The organism is Acinetobacter seohaensis (assembly GCF_056431365.1).
In genome coordinates this window covers 1-19937 of record NZ_JBWKMK010000132.1, presented here as the reverse complement: position 1 = coordinate 19937, position 19937 = coordinate 1, and the positions used below count along the sequence as shown (strand labels likewise).

The following is a 19937-nucleotide window of genomic DNA, read 5'->3' as shown; positions in this document are numbered from 1 at the left end:
CATCCATATCTCCAGGTGGATGACCTTTTAACCGCAGTCCTATTTCAATTCAGGGCTGCGTTTTTTATGCGCTGCGATCAATCATCAAGGTGATAAAATCTGTGCAACCAAGCCATTCACGACATGTGCCATTTTTTCAAAATTTACTGTTTTTAAAGTATCACCTGTGGTATGGCGAAGTGTGCTGCGATAACTGCCCGTATCGGTAATTAAAATAGCTGGAATATCATATTTCCAATAATTTAAATGATCTGAAAAATCTATACCCTTGATGAAAGTCGGTGCCACCACGCGCTCACATTGCAACTGGTTCAAACGCTGCATTGTATTGCAATAGCTTGCACTCATTTCACGTGATTGCATATTACTCAATGCCACAATAAAATTGCCATGACTTGGGTAAATCCACTTTAAACCGATTGGGTAATTTTGCACCAAATTTTTATCGTAATAACCAATCATATCCAGCACATACACCGCACGGATTTTTTCCTTTTCAGCCTGCACAGATTTGGCATGTATAAAACTGCCCATCGACTCGGTTTTAAAAAATGGTGGCTCTGCCAAGGTATAAAAAACAAATTCAACATTTTGACTAAGTTTATTCTTTTCCTGCGCCAAAATTCGTGCTGTTTCGATTACACCTGCAACGCCAGAAGCGTTGTCATTTGCCCCCTGCTGCTGCCCATAAACATCGTAATGCGCACCAAAAATCGTTTTTTGCGCAGCACCGATATTCAATTTGCACACCACATTGCGGTAGCTTTGCTGATTGACCACATAATTTTGAAATTGACACGGAATTCCAAATACTCGCATTTGTTCCCGAATCCATGCCGAAACCCGATTCAGTTCAATCACATTTTTATAATGACGATACTGTTCGGAATTACCCAAACCCTGCTGCCCAATCACTTGCTGCATATAGACTTGCAAATTGTTTGGTTCTGCCCATTGAGCCTCAGGCACAGCAAATGTGGCAGTGGTCATCAATCCCATACCCGCGCCCAATATCCATGAATATAACTGCTGACTTTGAAACGCGCGCATGCTGATAATTCCAAGACAAAAAAGACCAATAAGATTGCTGAGTATTAAAGCAACAGCCTGTTGGCAAATTCAATTGCAAATTGTGTCGTTACACAGCGCTTGTGTTGAATCATGGTTATAATGCGAGATTCTGATTGATCGCTACATGAACTCGCCTATGAAAATTCGCATTCTGACCATTGGACAAAAAATGCCTGCTTGGGTGCTGACTGGTTTTGAAGATTATTTCAAACGGATTCAGCCTTTTGTGCAGACTCAAATTGTCGAACTGCCAATGGCGAAACGTGGCAAAAATGATTCTGAGGCCGATATTCTAAAATATCGCCAAATTGAAGGTGATAGCATTTTAAATGCCATGAAAAACAATGAGCTGTTAATTGCCTTGGAAGTGGGCGGCAAAGAGTTCAGCACCGAAAAACTTGCAGAAACCATGAAAGGCTGGATGCTAGAAGGCAATGATGTCGTGCTTGCGATTGGTGGACCAGATGGTCACTCTGAAGCAGTACGTAAAGCAGCAGCATGGCATTGGTCATTATCCAAACTAACTTTGCCACACCCTTTAGTTCGCGTGATGCTGATTGAGCAGCTATACCGTGCTATGAGCATCAACCACAACCATCCTTATCATCGTGCAGGTTAAATCAACTTATTCAATTTGTAAGTTGAGTTATCAAAATATCTTCAACTCAAACGACGTTGCAAAGCTGCAACATAGCGTTGAACAAAAGTACATTTCGCTATACACACTTTTTTGCGATGCTGTAGAACAGCAGGCTTTAGGGATCTAGGCATGAACTTACAGACATTACCCGGTTTATTTATCTCACATGGTTCGCCCATGTTGGCACTCAATCCTGAACAGGTCGGGCCTGCACTCAGCCGTTTAAGTGAAAATTTGCCAACACCGCAAGCCATTGTGGTGATGTCGGCGCATTGGGAAAGTAATGCACTGGAGGTCAACACAGGTATTCGCCCTGAAACATGGCATGACTTCCGTGGTTTTCCTGAAGCCTTGTACGCCCTGCGCTACCCTGCACCTGGCTTACCTGAACTGGCAGAAGATATTTTGCAGCGTTTGGCTGATGCGGGCTTTGCTGCCCATGCCAACAGCACACGCCCGCATGATCATGGCGTATGGATGCCATTACTACACATGTATCCCGATGCCAATATTCCAGTGATTACCATTTCTTTGCCCATGAATATGAGCGCCGAACAGATTTATCACATTGGGCAAAGTTTAGCGCCATTACGTGAACAGCAAATTTTACTGATTGGCTCAGGCAGTATCACCCATAACTTACGTGAATTATCATGGAATACACCCAATGCGGCTGTGCCTGAATGGGCATTTAGTTTCCGTAATCGTGTGGTGCAGCATTTAAGTCATCGCAATTATGATGCAGTACTAGATTGGCAACAATTGCCACATGTAGCACGTAATCACCCAACCCTAGAACACTTTGCACCGCTGTTTTTTGCAATGGGTACGGGAGATCGATTTAACATTGTACATAGCAGCTTTAGCATGGGTTCACTCGGTATGGATATTTATCGTTTTGACTAACCGATAGCTCCGCTTATTTAAAATCTGACTTTTTAATTTGGATACATTTTGTTAGCAAAAGCTACGATATGTATCCATATTTTTTGTTAATCTCTTGATTATAATCACGTTGAAACTTTAGCACATAGAATATAAACCAATGAAATTCAGTATTTTTGCGCTTGCCCTGCTCCCTTTGGCTTTAACTGCATGTCAATCTTCACATCTTCCTGCCACTTCAGGAGATCCGGCTATTTCTACTCTATCCACCACATTAAAAACGCCTACACAAATTTTGCCCGCTTATACCTGGGAACTTGATCGTGGGCTGCAACGCCCGATTGTTCTGAGCTTTGATCAACGAGGCAGACTAAGTGTAGCTTCTGGCTGTAATGGCCTTGGCACGAGCTGGACTGTTAAAGATAATACCCTGAGTACGGGTGACATGATGGGCACCATGATGGCATGTGATGCACCATTAATGGAACAGGAACGTTTTATCAGCCAGCTTCTGCAAAAGCGTAATATTCCGTTTAGTCTGGATCTAAATGATGCCAATCAGCCAAAACTGAGTATTACTGCAGCTGATGGTCAAAAATATGTCTTTACCGGAAAAATGACACCGGAAACCAAATACCAAGGTCAGGCAGAAACCATTTTCCTGGAAGTTTCGTCACAGACTAAAGCCTGTACGGGTGTAGCTCAGCAAACCTGCTTACAGGTGAAAGAAATCAAATATGATGAAAAAGGCTTAAAGACTCAGGTCGATAAAGACTGGACTTTATTTTACGATCAGATCGAAGGTTTTCAGCATTCATCGAATGAGCGTCAGATTATTCGGGTAAAACGTTATGAAATTAAAAATCCGGCAGCTGACCAGTCTAAATATGCCTATGTATTCGACATGACCGTAGAGCGTGAAGCAGTCAAAGGCACTCTATAACGATAAAATCGCAATATAAAAAAACCGAGGCATTCACCTCGGTTTTTTTTAAAGCTTAAACTCAGTCAGACTTAGAATACGCCTTGAGAAAGCATTGCATCAGCAACTTTTACGAAGCCAGCGATGTTTGCGCCGTCTACATAGTTCACGGTACCGTCTTCTTTCGTACCGAATTTTACGCAGTTGCGGTGAATTTCTTTCATGATTGCGTGTAAGCGCTCATCAACTTCTTCGAAAGTCCAGCCTAAACGCAATGCGTTTTGAGACATTTCCAGACCAGAAGTTGCTACACCACCGGCGTTAGATGCTTTACCTGGCGCATAAAGAATTTTCGCTTCAACGAATTTCTCAACCGCTTCAAGTGTAGAAGGCATGTTCGCACCTTCAGCAACACAGATTACGCCGTTTGCAAGAAGCGCTGCTGCATCATTCGCATCAAGTTCGTTTTGAGTCGCACATGGAAGCGCGATATCACATTTAATACCCCAAGGACGTTGACCTTCAAGGTATTCAAAACCGTGCTTAGACGCAAATTCAGAAATACGACCACGTTTTACGTTTTTAAGTTCCATCACTTCAGCAAGTAATTCTGGCGTGAAACCTTCTTTCACGTACACAGTACCATTCGAGTCAGAAAGTGAAACTACTTTCGCACCCAAGTACATTGCTTTGTCTGCAGCAAATTGTGCAACGTTGCCTGAACCAGAAATCGCAACGACTTTATCTTTAAAGCAATCGCCACGAGTCTTGAGCATTTCCTCAGCGAAATACACAGTACCGTAACCTGTAGCTTCTGGACGCGCCAAAGAACCACCGAAAGACAAGCCTTTACCTGTGAATACACATGAAGTGTCATTGCTGAGCTTCTTCATCATACCCGCCATGTAACCCACTTCACGACCGCCTACACCAATATCACCCGCAGGAATATCCGTGTTAGAACCTAAATGACGATATAACTCGATCATTAAGGCTTGGCAGAAACGCATAATTTCGCCTTCAGACTTACCTTTAGGGTCAAAGTCTGAACCACCTTTACCACCGCCCATTGGCAATGTAGTCAAAGCATTTTTAAAGGTTTGTTCAAAACCTAAGAATTTTAAAATAGAAAGGTTCACTGATGGGTGGAAACGCATACCACCTTTAAATGGACCAATTGCTGAGTTGTACTGTACACGGAATGCACGGTTTACGTGGGTTTGACCTTGGTCATCTACCCAAGAAACGCGGAACTGAATTGCACGCTCAGGCTCAACCAAACGCTCAAGCAAACCATGTGCTGCATATTGAGGGTTCTTTTCAATGAATGGCCAAAGACTGGTCATTACTTCTTCTACAGCTTGTAGAAACTCTGGTTGATGTGCATCACGTGTTTTAACGTAATCTAGGAATTCGTTAAGGCTGTTGTATTTCAACGCTTAATCCTCAGCAGAAAATGGATCAAAATTGGTCAAAATTTCAATCAATGATATATTTTGGCGCAAAATATTAAATATCTTTTGTTAACAATCTACAATAGTTTTTTTCAAAAAACTTTAAAACATTTGTATTTTCATAAATTTAACTTATTTTTTAGCGTGTTAAGCCCATAAGTTAATGTAACAAATTAATTCATAGTTTTGAGCATTTTTGCCCAAAAAGCTAGCAATTGTTGTTCTTAATTTGCGCACAAGCCTAAAAGCAAAAATCGTGCTAAAATCATCGACCTAGAATTTTCCCCTAGCCTTATCTTCCGTTTTTCTGCTGCTGTTTAAAGTGGCATTGGTTTGTCCATGAATTCGCAAATTGCTCTGATTCAAAATATTGATGCGCTACTCCCTCAAACTCAATGTGGCTTATGTGGTCACCGTGATGGCTGTTTACCCTACGCCAAAGCGATTGCAGAAGGCGAAGCGGCCAATAAATGCGTACCCGGTGGACAACCTGTTGCAGATGCACTAGCAAACTTACTGCAACGCCCTGTATTGACCGCAGAAGCCAGTGTTTGGCCTGTGCAGGCAGATGGACGCCCACAGCGTATGAAAGCGCTAATTCGTGAAGATGAGTGCATTGGTTGTACCAAATGTATTAATGCCTGCCCTGTCGATGCCATTTTAGGCTCAGGCAAACTCATGCACAGCATTTTGACTGATTTATGTACGGGCTGTGAATTGTGTATTCCGCCTTGCCCTGTCGATTGCATTGACTTGGTAGAAGATACACAACCCCTGCTTTCTGATAGCGCACGAGTGGCAGAACAGAATGATTTACGCCAACGCTACTACGCCCACATACAACGTGAAGAACAACGTCGTCTGCACCGTAAAGGCCCTGTGGTACGTGCAGAAATTGATACCGAACTGTTTGCTCAATTTTCTGCACAAGCCGATGCTGCTGTGCCTGTGATTGAATTGCCTGTGCAAAAAAATGAACAGATTTCCACTGCCGATGCACAAACCACCATCGAACTGGCAAAATTACGCACACAAATTAAAAAACTCGAAAAACAACTCAGTGTGCGTGACGATGAGAAAAAACGGCTATTACTAACCAATTTACAACAACAGTTACGTGAATTAGGAGCATAAACATGCCCGAAAGAAATACACGTCTGACCAATAAAGCGGTCAAAACAACGGCTGCCAAAAGCACCACGCTCAAAGAAAAGCCGTCTAAAAATATGACCAAAAAGCAAATTCAGACTTTTTTTGAGCGCTTACGTGACCAACGTCCAAATCCGACCACTGAACTGAATTTTTCCAATCCATTTGAATTGCTGATAGCGGTGACCTTATCTGCACAAGCGACCGATGTCAGCGTCAATAAAGCCACCGACAAACTGTTTCCTGTTGCCAATACTCCCGAAGCGATTTATGCCTTAGGTGTGGAAGGTTTAAAAGAATATATTAAAACCATCGGACTGTATAATTCCAAAGCAGAAAATGTCATTAAAACCTGCAAAATTCTCATCGAAAAACACGGCAGCATCGTGCCTGATAATCGTGCCGATTTAGAAGCCTTGCCCGGCGTGGGACGCAAAACGGCCAATGTAGTGTTAAATACCGCATTTGGACAGCCTACTATGGCGGTCGATACGCATATTTTCCGCTTAGGTAACCGTACAGGTTTAGCTGTAGGTAAAAATGTTTTAGAAGTCGAACACCGTTTGATTAAAGTCATTCCTAAAGAATTTTTAATTGACTCGCATCACTGGCTAATTTTACATGGCCGTTATTGTTGTATTGCGCGTAAGCCTAAATGCGCTGAATGTGTGGTGTCAGATGTGTGTAACTGGCCTGATCGCTTTGAATTTGGTGCACATCGTCATACTACGCTGCATGAAATTCATCACGCGCCCATATCTAAGTAAGTGCTTCGGTAGAGTTTTGCAAAGTGATCTAAGCTTATTGATGACAAGCTAGATCATCAAAGCAATGTGGATTATCCAAAATCGTGTGGATAACTGTGCAATCTATGCACAAGATTGTGCAGAGATGGTTTATTTATCCTGAGAATCTTCAGACTGACGTTGTTGCTCTTGCTGTTGTTTAAGTTTCGGATGCAATTGATAGTGCTTGCCTGATTTTTTTTCAGCCGAATTCTGAGCTTGTGTGTTGCGCAACAACTTATAGCTCACAAAAACAAGAAAGCCTAAAACGGCAATACTTGCCAATAACATGATGATCACAGCAGCATGTTGCAAAGCACTCTCCCAAACTGAAACAAATAAAAAGAGCCCTAATATGAATCAGGACTCTTTTAAAGTCAAAACAAGCAGCCTGTTTAAACGATTTTATTTTCTTTTAAACAGACTTGGTCTAAGACCTAGACTTATTTTGCTTGGTCTAAAATAGCAAACAAATCTGCTTGAACTTCTTCAATTGGACGAAGACCATTCAATTTGTTATAGCTTGGTGCATTTTCACCAGAAGCAGCACGACCTTGATAGAAGCCAACCAATTGCTCGGTTTCTGAGTGATACGCTTTTAAACGCTTACGAATGGTTTCTTCTTGGTCATCTGGACGTTGAACCAAATCTTCGCCAGTTTCGTCATCTTTACCCTCCACTTTTGGTGGATTGTAAACAAGGTGATAAATACGACCAGATGCAGGGTGCTGACGACGACCAGACAAACGTTGTACGATTTCTTCGTCTGCAACATCAATTTCAATCACGTGGTCGATATTGATGCCTTCGCTTTCCAAGGCTTCAGCTTGTGGAATAGTGCGAGGGAAACCATCAAAAATACAACCATTCACGCAATCTGGCTGCGCAATACGCTCTTTCACTAAGCCAATGATCAGTTCATCAGATACCAAACCGCCACCGTCCATGACGCTTTTGGCTTGTAGACCTAATTCAGTACCTTCACGAATTGCAGCACGGAGCATATCACCGGTTGAAATTTGTGGGATATTGTAGCGCTTACAGATCAACTGAGCTTGTGTACCTTTACCTGCTCCAGGTGGTCCGAGTAAGATAATGCGCATAAAAAAACATCCTCATTTTAACAATGTATTTGACACTCGTTGCATATCAGAGCCATCGCCCTTTACGCAGCCAGCATCCTCTTATAAGAAAGCGACAAACAAATGTATTAAACCAGCAATAAAACCAGTTACACCACCCAAGACAATTAAAATCCACTCATCTTCCTGAAAGGCAGGACGCAAGAGATTCTGGAATTCTTTTGGCGTCAGTTCACGAATACGATCTCTGAACATTTGATAAATTTTCTGTGCACGGCTCGCATTAAAGGCAGGGTCGCATACAGGCACCATCGTAATTTCAATCGAACGATCAATCAAGTCAGTCTTGAGTTTGGCATACTCTTTTGGCCCCAAAGACAACTGTAAAGAGGTACGAACCAATGGTGTTTCCATAATTTCGTTGATGTGGCGTTTGACAATACGGCGGGTTTTGTCTTTTTTACTGCCATACATCATTTCAGTCATAATCGATTTTAACGTAATCAGATCTTCTGTGACTACCGTTGCAAACACATCCGAGACTTCTTCTTGGCGTTTCATGAACGCACCCTGAATATTATAAGTCCCAATGCGTGGAATCACTGGCTTAATCCATGGAAATTGACGATTTTCAGTCAATTTAAAGAACTGCGGATATTTCACGTAATGTGGTTCGACTGGGTTAAATACCATCCAAATCGCAATCCAGTTGGTCAAGAAGCCCCAAATTGCCGCCCAAAATGGAACCGTCCAGTGCCATGGTACAAGAAACCAAACAATCATTTGGAAAATACCAAAGAACATCCCAATCAATGCACTGATATGCCAAATAAAGTTAATTTCTTTTTGACCGACTTTTAGGAACATACGCACCATTAAGCGGCGATCACCTTCCATTTGGCTGACCACCATTTCACGCATATCCACCAAGGATTCAACATTCAAGGTCAGTTCAGTCACCAATTCACGCAGCACACCTGGCAATTGTTTATGCGCCTGTGCGTAAATACGGCGTTTAATCGAATACGGTAGGTTTTCCCAAAGCACAGCATTGCGGTCTAACATGACCTCATCAATTAAGTGCTCAAGTTCAAAACCCACTTGCTCACCAATAATACGCGCCATATCTTCAGGGTCCATAGCATTGAGAAACTCACGCAATGAACCTAATTTTGACAATGTGTTATCGGTAATGATGCCTGAAATACGCCCTGCTTTACGCGGTACAATCCCCTGCCATCCCACAGGAATAGGCCCAAGGTGAAAGCCCCAAAAGCTAATTGGATAGAACACCATTTTTAGTGCCATCCACACGTGCGCCCAAGTCACAAAAGCAGTCACAGGAATAATACTGAGCACGGCCCAAAAATCTGGACGATTCAAAAAGGTTTGCCACAACTGATTGACGTACTCAAGCATGCATTTTTTCCATATTTAGTTCTAATTACAAGATTCTAAAGTAGTTAAAAGTCACTATTCTGACTACAAACCCATACTGAGCGTATAGGAAAATTGTAGTCTAGGCTCAGTTTCCGCAATCACTCGCCCTTGTCGATCTTCCAATTTTTCACCTGCGCCAATGCCAACACTAAAGCTACTGATGCGTTCAGGGCTCAGTAATACATAAGCCAGATCAATGCCTGCACCTAAACGCGCTTTTTCTTCACCATCCACCCATTTAGATTCTAGGTGTCCTGCGTAAGCGCCAATATAATAACCATTTTTGTCTTTACCTGTGAGGTGGTATGGGTAACGAAAACCTGTTTGCCCACCGACTTCATGGTCACCATTTAAAAAAGCCCCCGCTTTTAGATAGGCAATGCCATAAGGATTGACCCATTCACCATTCAAATGCAGTAATTTTTGGGTAATACCCGCCCCTACATTCCAGGTTTTTGCGCTATCTGCGCTAATTTTTGCTTCAGGTAAAAAAGTAGTGTTCCCAGCAAAGCTAAAACTTGAAAAGGCAAGTAATGCCACGAAAGAATAGACTTTTGTCATTATTGTCACCAGTGTCCATTTGTTTTAATTTTAAAAACAGTCCTGTTTTCGTGTTTTGACTCTAGCAGAATTGTCAGGATTCTTATATACAGCAAATTACAATTTTGATGTCGCTAAAGTCAAAAATTAAGATTGCGCCCATCTTCTAGGTTAAATCGGGCAATTCAGTCAAACATGGTTACTCAAAATTGCCAATAGATGCGTTAGAATAGTCCAAATTCGTTCTCCCTCATTTTTGTTAAGCCAATTTTTGTATGAAACAACACTATCCGTTAAAAAATGCTCAGCAAGAGAAGCGTATTTTTCGCAATCGCATCTTTTTTTCGGTGGGTGTTGTGGTTTTTTTCTTGCTGCTGTTGGTGGCTCGTTATGCCTTTTTACAAATTAGCGGCTACGATGAATTTGCGACTGCATCAGATAAAAACCGAATTCGGCTACAACCACTCGCACCTGCACGTGGTTATATTTATGACCGCAATGGTGTGTTATTGGCAGATAACTACCCTGTGTTCTCAGCCACTTTAAGCCGTGCAGATGTTGAAGATATTGACGATACCATTGCGCGACTGACACCTGTTTTACAACTGACAGAAGAAGATATCGATCGCTTTAAAAGTCGGATTAAAACTTCACGTAAAACTGAACGTGTATCGATCAAGCTGAATTTAAATGAATCGGATATTGCCCGTTTTAGTGAAGTTAAATTTCAGTTTCCTGGGGTCAATATTGAAACCCAGATGACACGTTACTATCCGCATGGTGACTTATTTGCGCACGTGATTGGTTATGTCGGGCGCATTAACGACAAAGAACTGAAAGAAATTGACAAAGATGCTTATGCAGGCACCAACTTGATTGGCAAAATTGGGGTAGAGAAATCGTATGAGCACTTGCTACATGGCGTACCCGGCAACGAATCTGTAGAAGCCGATGCACATGGTAATGTGCTGCGCAATTTAGGACGTAAAGACCCTGTACGTGGCAATGATTTGTTTTTGTCATTGGATTATGGCTTGCAAGTGGTCGCCTCTGAACAACTGGCAGAACGCCGTGGTGCAATTGTGGCACTTGACCCACGTACAGGTGAAATTTTAGCTTTAGTCTCCAGTCCGAGTTTTAACCCTAACTTATTTGTCACAGGTATTAGCCATACCGACTACTCTGCCTTACGCGATAATTTAGATCAACCACTCTATAACCGTGCAGTACAAGGTGTTTATCCACCGGGTTCTACCATTAAGCCGATGTTTGGTTTAGGCGGTATTCATTATGGCTATGTCGACTGGAAAACCGCCATTCAGGATTATGGTTATTTCACTTTACCAGGCGACAGCCACCGTTTCCGTGACCATAAAAAAACTGGGCATGGCATTGTCGATATGCACAAAGCTCAAGTCGTGTCGTGTGATACCTACTTCTATGTATTGTCGTATCGCATGGGCATTGAAAAAATGAACGACTGGATGCGTCAATTTGGCTTTAGTGAAAAAACTGGGGTCGATTTACCAAGTGAAAGCACAGGACTCTACCCAAACCCGGACTGGAAAATGCGTACGCGCAAAGCCAAATGGATGAAAGGTGAAACAATTTCCGTCAGTATTGGTCAGGGTGCATTTACCTCGACACCATTGCAATTAGCAATGGCCACCGCCATCACCGCCAACAAAGGATTTAAAGTCACACCGCACGTGTTACGTGAAAGTCGTGGCGCGAAACCATTTAAAGTTCACAATGGTACCAACGGAAAAATTGACTTTAACGGCACAGAAGAAGACTGGATTAAAATGCGTGATGCCATGGTTGATGTGATTCAATCAGGTACAGGTAAAGGGATTAAAGGCGGCTTGCAATATTCAGTTGCAGGTAAAACAGGTACAGCACAGGTTAAAAGTATTGCGCAAGGTAAACGCTATAACGAAGCCTTATTGACCGACCGTCAGCTTGACCACGGTTTATTTGTTGGCTTCGCTCCTGCCGAAAACCCTGAAATCGCAATTGCCATCATTCTAGAAAATGGTCGCGGTGGTTCTGCAGCAACGGCTTTGGCGCGTCCAATTTTAGACTATTGGTTACTGAATAAAAATAAAAAGCCAATTCGTCCATCTGCCGCACAAGTGAGTGGTGGCTTAATGACTGCAGGTTTAAAACCAAGTGAATTGCCAAGTGGTGAAGTCCCTTCATCTACTGCACCAAATACGAATAACGTGAATAATCCGAATACAGCAACCAATCACCCTGCGCTCAACCCAAATCCTTCGCAAACTACTCCGAGTTCAGCTCCAACCAATCCACCTGCAACTGCGCCAACAGCAGTTGTACCCACTAACCCAATTGAGAGCGACTAAGCCATGAAAAATCAACTACGCATTATTGGTGGAGAATGGAAACGTCGTCAGTTGGCTTTTGCTTCAATTGAGGGATTACGCCCTACGCCCGACCGAGTGCGCGAAACCTTATTCAACTGGCTAATGTGGGATGTGCAAAACGCCAAAGTGTTAGACCTCTGTTCAGGTTCGGGCGCTTTAGCTTTTGAAGCCCTGTCTCGCGGTGCGGCACACGTGGTCATGATTGAGCCAAACCGTACACAAGCACAGTTTTTACAGCAAAATTTAGAATTATTACGCGTCAATAAAAGCAAAGCACAATTAAAAGTTTCTACCGCACAACATGCTTTGGCGACACTAAAAGATCAGTTTGATTTGGTATTTTTAGACCCGCCTTATAGTTTAGATTTATGGGAAGAATTGGCAGGGTTGGCTGATCCACTCATTGCGGCACAAGGTCTGATTTATGTTGAAGCAGATCGTGATTTAAACCTGTTAAAATTACCGCAGACTTGGCAAAAAGTTAAAGAGAGCAAAGCGGGAACTGTACGTGCGGGCTTATACCAAAAGATTGTTGTTTAAATTTTCTCCTTAAAAGATACGCGGTAATTTTATGACTATCGACACTTTTCAAGAGTCATCTATTAATGTAATATTATAACATTACATATTGTAGTGTTTATCTTCATGAAAGTTCGTTCATCTTTAAAAAGTGCAAAATCGCGTGCCGATTGTCAAATTGTGAAACGTCGTGGCAAATTATTTGTGATTTGCAAATCCAATCCACGTTTTAAAGCAAGACAGGGATAATCCCCTGTCTTTTAGTTTTGATAGATTATTACACTGAAATAGTGTGCTTATTCTGAATAGTAACGTGTATCGACACTAAAACTTTCAGGAAATTTTGCTTGAACCTGCGCATAAAATGCCATGATTTCAGCCATATCTTTTTCAAAATCGCCGGTTGGATGCACAATTTTTCCCACACCCGTTTTCTTTTTTGCGTAATCCATATACGCCAAAGCAATTGGCACACCTGCATTTAGCGCAACATGATAAAAACCTGTTTTCCATTGTTCTTGACGCGCACGTGTGGCTTCAGGCGTCACTAACATCACCAATTTAGGATGGGTTTTAAATAAGTCCGTCATGAGCTGAACCATACTTGGTCTTGCTTCGCCTCGTGCTTTCGGACGACGGTCAATACCAATACCACCCATTGCACGAACAAATGGCCCAAACGGCAATTTCATATAGCTGTCTTTAATGGTCAGGCGAACATTAACGCCCAAAGCTTTAAGCCCTAAACGTGCATATAACGCATCCCAATTACTGGTATGCGGTGCTGCAATCATCACATATTGGTCTAACTCCAACGGACAATGATTGTCGATTTCCCAACCCATTAAATTTAAGCTTCGCTCAGCTAACTTTTCAAACACAACCGCATACCCCAAATAAAGTGTGCGAATTTTAGCAAGCATCGACAAATACAAAAGTCTAAAACGACGAATAAATAAACAAATACTTTATAAATGTATAAAAATTTCCTGCACTCATCTTATTTTTGTCATTCCATGCAAAATCATACTGTTTTTGCGCTTATTCATTGCTAGATTCAAGCAAGTTTAAAATGGTAAATATATAAATTTACGCACAGTTTGCTGAGTTTTTTACGGTCTAATCCGATGTAATCCTTGAAGTGAAACTTAAAACTTTAAAACATCGGGCTTGTTATGATTTGCTACAAATCTTCATTAAAAATAAGGCAAATTGGCTTTTCAGATACAAGGTGAAAGTTTAAGGTGGCAGCAAGACAAGTTTGAAGTTCAGAACATTTATGCTGAATCGTTATCCGATTGCACTCAGTACACTTAGCTTATTTTTAGTAGCTTGCGGATCAACTGATCCAAGCAGGGAATATCAATCCGCTTTGCCTTCTGAGCCACAAATTACGCCCAAAACTGAAGTTCAAAATTCAGCAACTTCATGGACAGGACAAGCTACAGGTAACTTTAGAGCCTTATTGCCTTGTGACAACTGTGAACAGCATGTGATTCATTTACGCCTGAATGATGATCAAACCTTTCAACTCATCGACATTAAACGCTCGAAACAGCGGCAGCGCGAAAACCAAGTGGCGGGAACGATTCAAGCTGCTCAGGGCAACAATCAGCAAGACAAACAGAACCAACACCCATCGCAAAACACGGCAAATGAATGGTTGCTCAATACAGAAAATGGGCAAGCCTATGCACGTATTCAACTCACAGCTCACGGTCTTAAATTCAGCTTATACAATCAGAAAAATATACAAAATCAACAGAAAAATGAAACTCAGGTTTTCTTACATCCTGTAGAAAATATGCAAGTCGGTAATGCCCTGAAGCATGTCGATATTCAGGCTGAACACGTACAAAATGTTGAGGTCAAAGAATTAAACGACCCTGTGATGGCACACGATTATTTTCTGGCAATTCACAATCAATCTGATCAAGCATTACAATTACATGCCAATGACTTGGTTTTGGTCGATCAGCAATATCAGGAATATGCTGCTGTAGTCGATCCGCAATTTTTAGAACCGATTCCTGCACAACAAAAACAATGGATTAAGGTGTCTTTCCATTACCCTGCTTCTGTACAGGCAGATGTGATCAAAATTAAATAGGTTACAGCTGCTGAATTTCATAAATGAAGGAACATCAATTTAAGGATGTTTCAAAGTTCTTTGACTATTTTAAATAGCCATAAAAAAACCCTGCATCAGCAGGGTTTTCTTTTAAACCATCAAGCGATTACGCGTTGAATTGGTTCATTGTGTTTTTAGCTTCGTCCGCTGCTTTAAGCGCGTTGTCACCAGAGAAAATTTCTTTGTGATCGTCACCGATGTCAGAACCAGCCATTGCTTGGTGTTTAACACAAGCGATACCACCGCGGATTTCTTTACGTTGTACGCCAGCAACATAAGCCAACATACCTTCAGAACCGAAGTAACCTTGAGCAAGCTCGTGAGTAGAAAGAGCAGCTGTGTGGTAAGTAGGCAGAGTAATCAAGTGGTGGAACACGCCTGCTTCACGAGAAGCGTCTGCTTGGAATGTACGTACTTTTTCGTCAGCTTCAGCAGCCAATTCAGAATCGTCGTACTCAGCGCTCATTAATTTAGCGCGGTCGTATGCAGATACGTCTTTACCTTCAGCAACCCAACGGTCGTACGCTTGTTGACGGAAGTTCAGTGTCCAGTTGAATGATGGAGAGTTGTTGTAAACAAGTTTCGCATTTGGCACAACTTCACGTACACGGTTAACCATGTGAGCGATTTCTTCTACGTTTGGAGTCGCAGTTTCGATCCAAAGAAGGTCAGCACCGTTTTGTAAGCTAGTTACACAGTCAAGTACAACGCGGTCAATTTGAGTGCCTTCACGGAACTGGTACAAGCCAGAAGCTAAACGCTTAGGACGGTGTAATTTACCATCACGCTTGATTAGGATTTCGTCTTCTTTCGCTTCAGAGATGTCAATTTCTTGAGTGTCTAAGTAGCTGATGTATTGAGAAGCGATGTCGCCTGGCTCTTTAACTACTGGGATTTTTTGAGTTAAGTCAGCGCCTTCAGAGTCAGTACGTGCAACGATGATACCGTCGTCAAGACCCATTTCTAAGAACGCATAACGTAACGCGTGGATTTTAGCGATGAAGTCTTCGTGTGGAACAGTTACTTTACCAGCTTGGTGACCACATTGTTTCGCGTCAGAAACTTGGTTTTCGATTTGAAGTGCACATGCACCCGCTTCGATCATTTTCTTAGCTAATAAGTAAGTTGCTTCTTCGTTACCGAAACCAGCGTCGATGTCCGCAATGATTGGCACAACGTGAGTTTCAAAGTTGTCGATTTGAGCAGTGATTTCAGCAGCTTTAGCAGTATCACCAGCGTCTTGTGCTTTTTTAAGTGCGCGGAACAAATCGTTTAATTCTTTCGCGTCAGCTTGACGTAAGAATGTGTAGATTTCTTCGATCAATGCAGGAACAGAAGTTTTTTCGTGCATAGATTGGTCAGGAAGTGGACCGAATTCTGAACGAAGTGCAGCAACCATCCAACCAGAAAGGTAGATATAACGGCGTTCAGTAGTACCGAAGTATTTTTTGTTCGCAATCATTTTTTGTTGCGCAACAAAACCGTGCCAGCAACCTAAAGATTGAGTGTATTTGCTTGAATCAGCATCATAAGCAGCCATATCACGACGCATAATCGCAGCTGTATATTTAGCAATATCTAAACCAGTTTTGAAACGGTTTTGCATTTGCATACGCGCAGCATCTTCAGGACTGATGTCTGCCCAAGTGTTGCCGAATTTTGCTTTTAATTCGCGGATTGCATCAATCGCTGTTTGGTATGTAGTCATGATATTGTACCCTGTAATATTATTTAGGATTTATCAATCGAAGGCTAAATCGCGCTTATGCTTGATTGCTCAGATTTAGAGCACTTCGTTACGATGAATACAGAGTAGAGTGACTGAATGAATTAATCCAATATTCTCGTGTAATTCTCGGTATTTTTTAAAAAAATGTATAGATCAAAGTCTTAATTCACAAAAACAATAAAAACACAACCTATTGATTTTAAAAACCTTATTTAGAAAATTAATCAAATATCTTTGCTTACAAATTCATCTCTGTGCCGATATTTTCTGCATTAGACTTAAGTCTTGCATTTCATAAAAAATGCTTGCATTGGCGATTTCTGCCATTTTTTAGCAAAATTTTGCTGCTTTTCAGCGCAATGTAAGTGCATAAGTTTCATACAAAATAGAATCTGCTATCAGTTCTGCCAATGCTTTTAAGTGTTTTTGCATTTAAGATTAAAAAGTATAGATGCAGTACTAGGCAACCTACATTTCTTTAGGAAATAATGATGGGGCTGGCTGTTTTTATTCAGATTTTTTGCTATTTATCTCGTCAATTTTTTCATCATAATTTATACACAAGCCTTACGGCTTATGGCATAATTCCAATAATTTAGTGATTTTATTTTCGGTATTTATTTTATGAATCTGGAGCGGGTTGATCTTAATCTATTAATTTATCTTGACGTCTTACTTCGTGAAAAAAATGTAACCCGTGCTGCAGAACAATTAGGCGTTACCCAACCTGCGATGAGTAACATTTTACGTCGTTTGCGCAATTTATTTAATGATCCCCTGCTGATTCGTTCTTCTGAAGGCATGACGCCAACTGAACGTGCCTTAGAATTACAACCGCGTATCCGCGATGCCTTATCTGACCTTTCTATGATTTTGGAGCCGCGTACTGAGTTCCGCCCTTATACTTCAAATCGTGTATTTCGGATTATGACCTCCGATTACGCAGAAGCCACATTAGTTCCACGCTTGGTTAAAGCTTTACGCTCTGAAGCACCTAATGTGGTATTAGACTTTTTAACCCCGAGTGATGTGTCTTATCGCGACATGGAACAAGGTAAAGTCGATTTGGCGATTAACCGTTTTAATGAAATTCCACAAAGTTTCCATCAGGTTTTAGTTTGGCGTGATAGTTTTTCTTGCCTGCTCAATCACAAACACCCTGCTGCCAATAACCTGAATTTAAAAAGCTACTTAGATGCACAACATATTTGGGTTTCTAAAACAGGTATGGGCGTTGGTTTTGGTGTGAATCCAGAGAAACAAGCGGGACTGGGTTGGATTGATCAAGCTTTAGAGCGTATTGGACAAAAACGTAAAATTTCGGTGTTTACCCGTCATTATCAAATGCCTGCACTACTCGCGTCTAATGTAGATTTAGTCGCAACCTTACCTACACGTATTGCGCGCTTACAAGCCAAAAGCCAAAGTTTACTGATTAAAGACCCACCATTTTATATTCCAGAATTTGAATTAAAGATGGCATGGTGTCCGTTGTTACATCATCACCCTGCACACCGTTGGTTACGCCAATTGATTTTATATGTAGCGCGCCAAATGATTGAAGAAGAAAACCGTGAGTTTTTACTGAATAACTCTCAATTTTCAGCCTATTGATTAAAAATTCACTGAACTTATTGGCACAAACGCTTATACTCAGATGAGGAATATTTCGATATTCCTCATTGTTTAATCATGATTTAATAAAGATTCAAATTGTTATATTTAAAATAATATAATCCACAGGTGGATTCGTGAGCCTCTTCCAGAATATTGTTATTATCCTCATCCTCATTGTCGGAGCTGGTTTTTTATCGCTGACTGAAATTGCGTTGGCTGGTGCACGTAAAGTTAAACTGAAAATTTTAGCCGAATCAGGCGATGAACGTGCTCAAAAAGTTTTAGACCTACAAGAAAACTCAGCTGACTTTTTTGCTGCCTCCCAAATTGGCTTAAATGCAGTTGCCATTTTAGGTGGTATTTTAGGTGAAGGCGCTTTTCGTCCTTATTTTTACAACTTAGTTGTGCGCTTCTATCAAGGACCATGGGCTGAAACGCTTAGTTTTGCCTTATCATTTACCTTAGTGACTTCGCTGTTTATTTTATTTGCCGACCTGATGCCTAAGCGTTTGGCGATGATCGCCCCTGAAAAAATTGCGGTGTCGGTCATAAACCCGATTCAAATTTTTATTCGGGTATGCAAGCCTTTGGCATGGATGATTAATGCGATTGCCAACGTGCTGTTCCGTTTATTCAAAGTAAACACCACGCGCGAAGACAATATTACATTTGATGATATTTCTGCAGTCATGGATGCAGGCGCTCAAGCAGGTGTTTTACAAAAGCAGGAACATCACTTTATTGAAAACGTGTTTGAACTTGAAGAACGTAACGTGCCTTCGAGTATGACTACACGTGAAAATGTGGTGTTTTTTACCCTAAAGGAATCTGAAGCCAGTATTCGTCAAAAACTTGCAGAATATCCTTATTCCAAATTTTTGGTCTGTAGCGAAAATATTGATGATGTTATTGGCTATGTTGATGCCAAAGATATTTTGGTCAGAATCCTCAATAATCAATCTTTACTACAACTAAATGAAAGCACCATCCGTAATGTATTAACCATTCCAGATACACTCACGCTGTCTGAAGTCTTAGACCGTTTCCGCTCGACCAAAGAAAAATTTGCCGTGGTGATTAATGAATATGCTTTGGTTGTGGGCGTGATTACCCTGTCTGATATTATGATTACTGTGATGGGCGATTGGGTAACACCTATTGAAGAAGATCAGCAAATCATTAAACGTGATAACAATTCTTGGCTGATTGATGGCAGTACACCAATTGAAGACATTAAACACGCGCTGCAAATTGATGAAATGCCAGATGATGAAAATTATGAAACCATTGCAGGTTTTATGATGTATAAGCTACGTAAAATCCCGCGCCCTGCCGATTCTGTACTTTTTGATGGTTATAAATTTGAAGTGGTCGATGTCGATCATTTTAAAATTGACCAACTTTTAGTAACACGAATTGTAGAAACACAGGAAATACAAAACAACACTGAAGCAGATGGTTGACATACTCCCACCACTTTCGTTTTCACTCAAGTGGGGGATTCTAAAAGCAAAGCTCTTAGGCGACTTCCTCACGGATTTCGCTTGCTTTCTGCTTCTTAGGGCGACCTTTACCGCATCCACCCT

At 41.4% G+C, this 19937-nt stretch carries 19 protein-coding genes; 11 read left to right on the top strand and 8 right to left on the bottom strand.

What is annotated here, in order from left to right; genetic code table 11:
- Nucleotides 1-84: 84 nt before the first annotated feature.
- A complete protein-coding gene (locus tag AC07E5_RS12055) occupies nt 85-1050 on the bottom strand; it encodes a M28 family peptidase (RefSeq protein ID WP_498625549.1) in 966 nt (321 codons plus the stop codon).
- A 157-nt stretch (nt 1051-1207) separates the two neighbouring features.
- Between AC07E5_RS12055 and rlmH the strand changes: the two genes are divergently transcribed.
- From rlmH to AC07E5_RS12040, 3 genes are all read left to right on the top strand, one after another.
- Nucleotides 1208-1690: a 23S rRNA (pseudouridine(1915)-N(3))-methyltransferase RlmH gene (gene rlmH, locus AC07E5_RS12050; protein ID WP_026438445.1), complete on the top strand. Its 483-nt coding sequence runs from the start codon at nt 1208-1210 to the stop codon at nt 1688-1690.
- Nucleotides 1691-1840: 150 nt separating this feature from the next.
- The gene (locus tag AC07E5_RS12045) at nt 1841-2617 is read left to right on the top strand and encodes a DODA-type extradiol aromatic ring-opening family dioxygenase (protein WP_179988567.1); all 777 of its coding nucleotides are present in this window, start codon (nt 1841-1843) and stop codon (nt 2615-2617) included.
- Nucleotides 2618-2756: 139 nt separating this feature from the next.
- Nucleotides 2757-3539: an META and DUF4377 domain-containing protein gene (locus tag AC07E5_RS12040; protein ID WP_004970709.1), complete on the top strand. Its 783-nt coding sequence runs from the start codon at nt 2757-2759 to the stop codon at nt 3537-3539.
- A 71-nt stretch (nt 3540-3610) separates the two neighbouring features.
- Here the strand turns inward: AC07E5_RS12040 and gdhA are convergent, their stop codons facing one another.
- Nucleotides 3611-4954: an NADP-specific glutamate dehydrogenase gene (gdhA, locus tag AC07E5_RS12035; RefSeq protein ID WP_004970711.1), complete on the bottom strand. Its 1344-nt coding sequence runs from the start codon at nt 4952-4954 to the stop codon at nt 3611-3613.
- Nucleotides 4955-5311: 357 nt separating this feature from the next.
- Between gdhA and AC07E5_RS12030 the strand changes: the two genes are divergently transcribed.
- Together AC07E5_RS12030 and nth are read left to right on the top strand one after the other, a co-directional pair.
- Nucleotides 5312-6106, top strand: a complete 795-nt coding sequence (locus AC07E5_RS12030; protein ID WP_004970712.1) for an RnfABCDGE type electron transport complex subunit B — start codon at nt 5312-5314, stop codon at nt 6104-6106.
- A gap of 92 nt (nt 6107-6198) precedes the next feature.
- Nucleotides 6199-6888 carry an endonuclease III gene (gene nth, locus AC07E5_RS12025; protein ID WP_154321249.1) on the top strand — a complete coding sequence of 230 codons (690 nt, stop codon included), beginning with the start codon at nt 6199-6201 and terminating at the stop codon, nt 6886-6888.
- Between the two features lie 129 nt (nt 6889-7017).
- Here nth and AC07E5_RS12020 read toward each other — a convergent pair whose 3' ends face one another.
- From AC07E5_RS12020 to AC07E5_RS12005, 4 genes are all read right to left on the bottom strand, one after another.
- Complete coding sequence (locus tag AC07E5_RS12020) at nt 7018-7221, bottom strand: hypothetical protein (protein WP_004970716.1); 204 nt, start codon at nt 7219-7221, stop codon at nt 7018-7020.
- Between the two features lie 128 nt (nt 7222-7349).
- Nucleotides 7350-8009, bottom strand: a complete 660-nt coding sequence (gene adk / locus AC07E5_RS12015; protein ID WP_004970717.1) for an adenylate kinase — start codon at nt 8007-8009, stop codon at nt 7350-7352.
- An 81-nt stretch (nt 8010-8090) separates the two neighbouring features.
- Nucleotides 8091-9407, bottom strand: a complete 1317-nt coding sequence (locus AC07E5_RS12010) for a DUF445 domain-containing protein (RefSeq protein WP_004970719.1) — start codon at nt 9405-9407, stop codon at nt 8091-8093.
- A gap of 63 nt (nt 9408-9470) precedes the next feature.
- Nucleotides 9471-9989: a hypothetical protein gene (locus AC07E5_RS12005; protein WP_004970721.1), complete on the bottom strand. Its 519-nt coding sequence runs from the start codon at nt 9987-9989 to the stop codon at nt 9471-9473.
- 254 nt (nt 9990-10243) lie between these two features.
- Here AC07E5_RS12005 and mrdA point away from each other — a divergent pair, with 254 nt between their 5' ends.
- From mrdA to ykgO, 3 genes are all read left to right on the top strand, one after another.
- Nucleotides 10244-12334 carry a penicillin-binding protein 2 gene (gene mrdA / locus AC07E5_RS12000; RefSeq protein WP_096901482.1) on the top strand — a complete coding sequence of 697 codons (2091 nt, stop codon included), beginning with the start codon at nt 10244-10246 and terminating at the stop codon, nt 12332-12334.
- A 3-nt stretch (nt 12335-12337) separates the two neighbouring features.
- Entirely contained in the window at nt 12338-12895 is a 558-nt protein-coding gene (gene rsmD, locus AC07E5_RS11995; protein ID WP_004970724.1) for a 16S rRNA (guanine(966)-N(2))-methyltransferase RsmD, read from the top strand.
- 105 nt (nt 12896-13000) lie between these two features.
- Nucleotides 13001-13123, top strand: a complete 123-nt coding sequence (ykgO, locus tag AC07E5_RS11990) for a type B 50S ribosomal protein L36 (protein ID WP_026438469.1) — start codon at nt 13001-13003, stop codon at nt 13121-13123.
- Nucleotides 13124-13170: 47 nt separating this feature from the next.
- Here ykgO and AC07E5_RS11985 read toward each other — a convergent pair whose 3' ends face one another.
- Nucleotides 13171-13797 (bottom strand): 1-acyl-sn-glycerol-3-phosphate acyltransferase, encoded by a 627-nt coding sequence (locus AC07E5_RS11985; RefSeq protein ID WP_004970727.1) that lies wholly within the window; start codon nt 13795-13797, stop codon nt 13171-13173.
- 356 nt (nt 13798-14153) lie between these two features.
- Here AC07E5_RS11985 and AC07E5_RS11980 point away from each other — a divergent pair, with 356 nt between their 5' ends.
- On the top strand, nt 14154-14984 hold the full coding sequence (locus tag AC07E5_RS11980) for a copper resistance protein NlpE N-terminal domain-containing protein (protein WP_498625548.1): 831 nt from the start codon (nt 14154-14156) through the stop codon (nt 14982-14984).
- Between the two features lie 127 nt (nt 14985-15111).
- Here AC07E5_RS11980 and AC07E5_RS11975 read toward each other — a convergent pair whose 3' ends face one another.
- Nucleotides 15112-16713 (bottom strand): isocitrate lyase, encoded by a 1602-nt coding sequence (locus AC07E5_RS11975; RefSeq protein ID WP_004977281.1) that lies wholly within the window; start codon nt 16711-16713, stop codon nt 15112-15114.
- A gap of 645 nt (nt 16714-17358) precedes the next feature.
- On the opposite strand from AC07E5_RS11975, the gene AC07E5_RS11970 reads away from it, so the two are divergent.
- Together AC07E5_RS11970 and paeA are read left to right on the top strand one after the other, a co-directional pair.
- Nucleotides 17359-18348 (top strand): LysR family transcriptional regulator, encoded by a 990-nt coding sequence (locus tag AC07E5_RS11970; protein ID WP_004977282.1) that lies wholly within the window; start codon nt 17359-17361, stop codon nt 18346-18348.
- Between the two features lie 137 nt (nt 18349-18485).
- A complete protein-coding gene (paeA, locus tag AC07E5_RS11965; RefSeq protein WP_179989393.1) occupies nt 18486-19814 on the top strand; it encodes a polyamine export protein PaeA in 1329 nt (442 codons plus the stop codon).
- The last annotated feature ends 123 nt before the right edge of the window (nt 19815-19937 follow it).